Source organism: Ureibacillus suwonensis (assembly GCF_042655065.1).
Taxonomy (GTDB): Bacteria; Bacillota; Bacilli; order Bacillales_A; family Planococcaceae; genus Ureibacillus; species Ureibacillus suwonensis.
Genome location: NZ_JBHSNQ010000141.1, coordinates 1 through 3,808 on the forward strand (window position 1 = coordinate 1; position 3,808 = coordinate 3,808).

4 protein-coding genes are annotated in these 3,808 nt (G+C 32.7%); all 4 read right to left on the reverse strand.

The genetic code is table 11. The annotated features are described in order from the left end of the window. Positions 1–254: 254 nt before the first annotated feature. The gene (locus tag ACFPOH_RS11340) at positions 255–1,169 is read right to left on the reverse strand and encodes a sensor histidine kinase (protein ID WP_390309716.1); all 915 of its coding nucleotides are present in this window, start codon (positions 1,167–1,169) and stop codon (positions 255–257) included. A gap of 9 nt (positions 1,170–1,178) precedes the next feature. Next, the gene (locus tag ACFPOH_RS11345; RefSeq protein WP_342581630.1) at positions 1,179–1,946 is read right to left on the reverse strand and encodes an ABC transporter permease; all 768 of its coding nucleotides are present in this window, start codon (positions 1,944–1,946) and stop codon (positions 1,179–1,181) included. Further along, positions 1,939–2,862 carry an ATP-binding cassette domain-containing protein gene (locus tag ACFPOH_RS11350; RefSeq protein ID WP_173662334.1) on the reverse strand — a complete coding sequence of 308 codons (924 nt, stop codon included), beginning with the start codon at positions 2,860–2,862 and terminating at the stop codon, positions 1,939–1,941. The genes ACFPOH_RS11345 and ACFPOH_RS11350 overlap by 8 nt, the downstream gene beginning before the upstream one ends. A gap of 83 nt (positions 2,863–2,945) precedes the next feature. Further along, positions 2,946–3,635: a response regulator transcription factor gene (locus tag ACFPOH_RS11355; RefSeq protein ID WP_173662335.1), complete on the reverse strand. Its 690-nt coding sequence runs from the start codon at positions 3,633–3,635 to the stop codon at positions 2,946–2,948. Positions 3,636–3,808: the final 173 nt, after the last annotated feature.

The following is a 3,808-nucleotide window of genomic DNA, read 5'->3' on the forward strand; positions in this document are numbered from 1 at the left end:
AAACGGATAGCATTCGTATGAAATACAGAAAGGTATTATTTTAATTTAGCAAACTGTTGAATCTTAATTGTAGAAAACTGTTTAAAATTATTTGTGGAAAATTGTTTAATTCTACTTGACGGTTACACCCATGTGACAAAACATAAAAAAAATAAAAAAAAGGAGACATTCAAAACATCGTAACGATGTATAAATGCCTCTTCTTAATTTCTTTATTCCGTTGAATACTTTAGAAATACCTATTTACAATCGATTCATTTCTTTACCGTTTTCCACTCACAAATGATTGACAACTGACCATCATTTAATTTGCTAGAAATAGAGCCGTTCATTTTTTCCATTAGACTTTTTACAATCGATAAACCCAAGCCAGTGCTTTTCCCAGAACGAGATTGGTCAGCCATATAAAAACGATCAAACATATGCTGAACATCTTGTTCCGTTAACGAAAGAGCATCATTGGTAATCATTAGACTTGCAACACCATTTTGTTCTTCTAGCCTGATCATGATATTCCCATCAGCGTGCTTTAACGTATTAGAAAGTAAATTTTCAATTACACGTGTAACAGCTGAATGATCAGCAAAAATAGTGACATTGTTCTCTAAGCCTTCAATTGTTGGCTCCAATCTTTTTTCCTGAAAACGATCATAAAAACTTACCAATACTTCTGTCAATAATTTAGTCAAGTTTATTCGTTGTAATTTTAACTCGTAATCAGTGGACTCTAGAACACTCAGTTCAAAAAAATCATTCAATAAACGTTCCAATCTTTTTGCACGGTCAAATGCAATAGCCAACAATTCTTCTTTTTCGACTTCTGACAGATTTTCATTATTTGCGATCTGAATATAACCAATAATGGATGTAAGAGGTGTACGCAAATCATGAGACATATTTGCCACTGCTTGTCGTTGTTCTTTTTCAAAAAGGACCCTTTTTCGATTTTCCATTACATACAAGTCAATTAAACGATTGACTTCAACTCCTAAATGCTCAATATCTTGATCAATGAGTGTAATATCAATTTTTTTATTTGTTTTACGATTGTTATACAATTGTAACTGTCTCACGATCTTTCTCACTTCATTTTTAAAAGAAAAAAGCCGAGTGAGTGCAATAAAAGTAATGATAACTAACGTTATAACAATAAAAATCACTGCTCCCACCCGCCTTTTTTATTTGATTTCTTTTCGATTAAATATAAAAATACCACAGAAAACAATGAAAATTAAGGAAACAGTACCAACGATAAGAGCTGTAAGCATTTGGCCCTTCGTCATTATCGGAGTAAATACATCACTAAACTGTTGAAATATAGAATACTTATACAAAAATTCAATAACAGATGACATAGGTAGCTTTTCAACAACAAATATTACAATAGTAAATAAAATCGAAAAAATAATCGTTTTACCACTATCTTCGGTCACGACAGCAAACAACGTTATTAACGCTATATAGCTTAGAAAAGGGAGTAAAAATAATCCAAATGACCTTGCTAAGTATAGAAGACCAACATTGTTTAGGATATCACCATGACCTAATAATAATACCATTAAAAGACCTATGATTAATGGAATGAATATTGTAATAAGAACCGCACCCAATGAAAAAACAAGAAACTTCGCTAAAAATATATGGGAGCGTTTATTTCCACTCATAACTTGATTTTTTATAACACTACTAGGTGAAAAATCAACGGCGATATAAAATCCAGCCAATGTGCTAACAATTAAATTGAAAAATAATAACGTTATAAATGGAGATAATGCATTTAATTTACCTAATCCTACTTGCATAAAATTAGTATTGTCCATTATCCACCAATCAATCATTACTAAATAATGTAATAGCAAACTGACACCCGTTACGATTACAGTAATACCCCAAAATGACCGGTTCCTTTTTAATTTATATAATTCTGCTAGAATTAAATTAGTCATATGTTGCATCTCCAATCCGTTTTGAAAAATAGTTCTCTAAACTATCACCATTTAGTGAGAGATGTTCTAATATAAGTCCACGATTGGTTAAAATACGAGAAACGGTCCGAATATCATCGAGATAGTTATAAAGTTTTATGGTCCCATCTGGCATTACTTCAAAATCATCTGCTTGTAATTGTTCTTCTAAGACCGTAGCTCCCAGTTGTGGTTGATCAACCTTAATCCGCAAATGTTGTCTGCATTTTTCATCTAATTCTTTTGTTGTCATTTCCTCTAACAACCGTCCTTTGTGAATAATACCGAAACATGTTGCGGTTTTGTATAGTTCCGTTAAAATATGGCTAGATATTAAAACTGTAAGTCCTTTTTCCCGATTTAATTTATGAATTAACTCCCTCATTTCAACAATTCCCATTGGATCAAGTCCATTTGTTGGTTCATCGAGAATTAAAAATTCTGGATCGCTTAATAAGGCAATAGCAAGCCCTAGCCTTTGTTTCATTCCTAGAGAAAAGTTTTTCACTTTTTTCTTCCCTAAATCTTGAAGACCGACTAGTTCCAACGTTTCACTTATACATGTTTTACCTGGAATCCCTTTTTGTAAGCGATGCACTTCTAGGTTTTCAGAAGCTGACATATTTGGAAAAAGTGCTGGGTGTTCAATAATCGCACCGATTCTTTTTTGGGCTTCACATAAGTTTTTAGATTGATATTCACCAAAAATATGGATAGTTCCACTTGTCGGAAAAGCTAGTCCTGTAATTAACCGTAATAATGTTGATTTTCCAGCACCATTTTGACCAATTAAACCATAAATTTCACCCTTTTTAATATTGATATTGACATCCTTTAAAGCATAATCATGATGATATTTTTTTGTTAATCCATTTGTACGTAAAATATACTCATCCATTTGTGTATCCCCCCATTTCGGACATTAACTATAATATGGAACATAATAATTAAGAGAGGCTTAAGATAAATCTTAAGAAAAGCTTAAGATTTCATCCGATAACCCATTCCCCATATTGTTTCAATATACTCTTCATTTGGATTTGCCTTCGTAAGCTTATTTCGAAGGTTACTTACATGTACATTTACCGTGTTATCATCTCCGTGATACGGCTCATTCCATACACTCTCGAAAACATTAGCTTTAGAAAAAACTTTATACGGTGTTGTCATTAATAGTTTTAATATATTGAACTCCCGAGCGGTAAGAGAAACATTGACACCATTGACCAAAACAGTCTTCGAATCTAAATCAAGTTGAATATCTTTATGAGTTAATATTTGCTTTTTCGGTTCATTCGGGTAGCGAGTTCTCCGTAGAAGCGAATCAATCCTAGCAGATACTTCATCAATATCAAAAGGTTTTGAGATAAAGTCATCAGCACCTTTTCGCAAACTCGTAATTTTCGTTCTCTTTTCATTTTTAGCTGAAATGATAATAACCGGCGTAGATCCTTTTTCTGTAATTTTTTCAAGTACTTCTTCTCCTGCCATGCCCGGTAACATTAAATCTAGCAACACTAAATCCCACTGTTGTTTTTCTAAATATAATAGTGCCTCTGTCCCAGAATAAGCCGGTTGGGGATGATAGTTGCTCATTTTAATAATTCGACATAAAAGTTGATTTATGTCATTATCATCTTCAACAACTAAAATGTTAATCATGTCATTCATTGTAATCCCTTCCTTTCTTCCTTTAATCTTACATTTCAACTGGGATTGTGTATGGCAAAATAAAAGTGCAGAGCTTTGCAAAGGAAAAATGCAGAGTCCTGCACTAAATTTTTGTGCATAAACAAAAAAAGACTTGCCAGTCACCCCAAGTCCCACTACAGTAATTGTGTCAA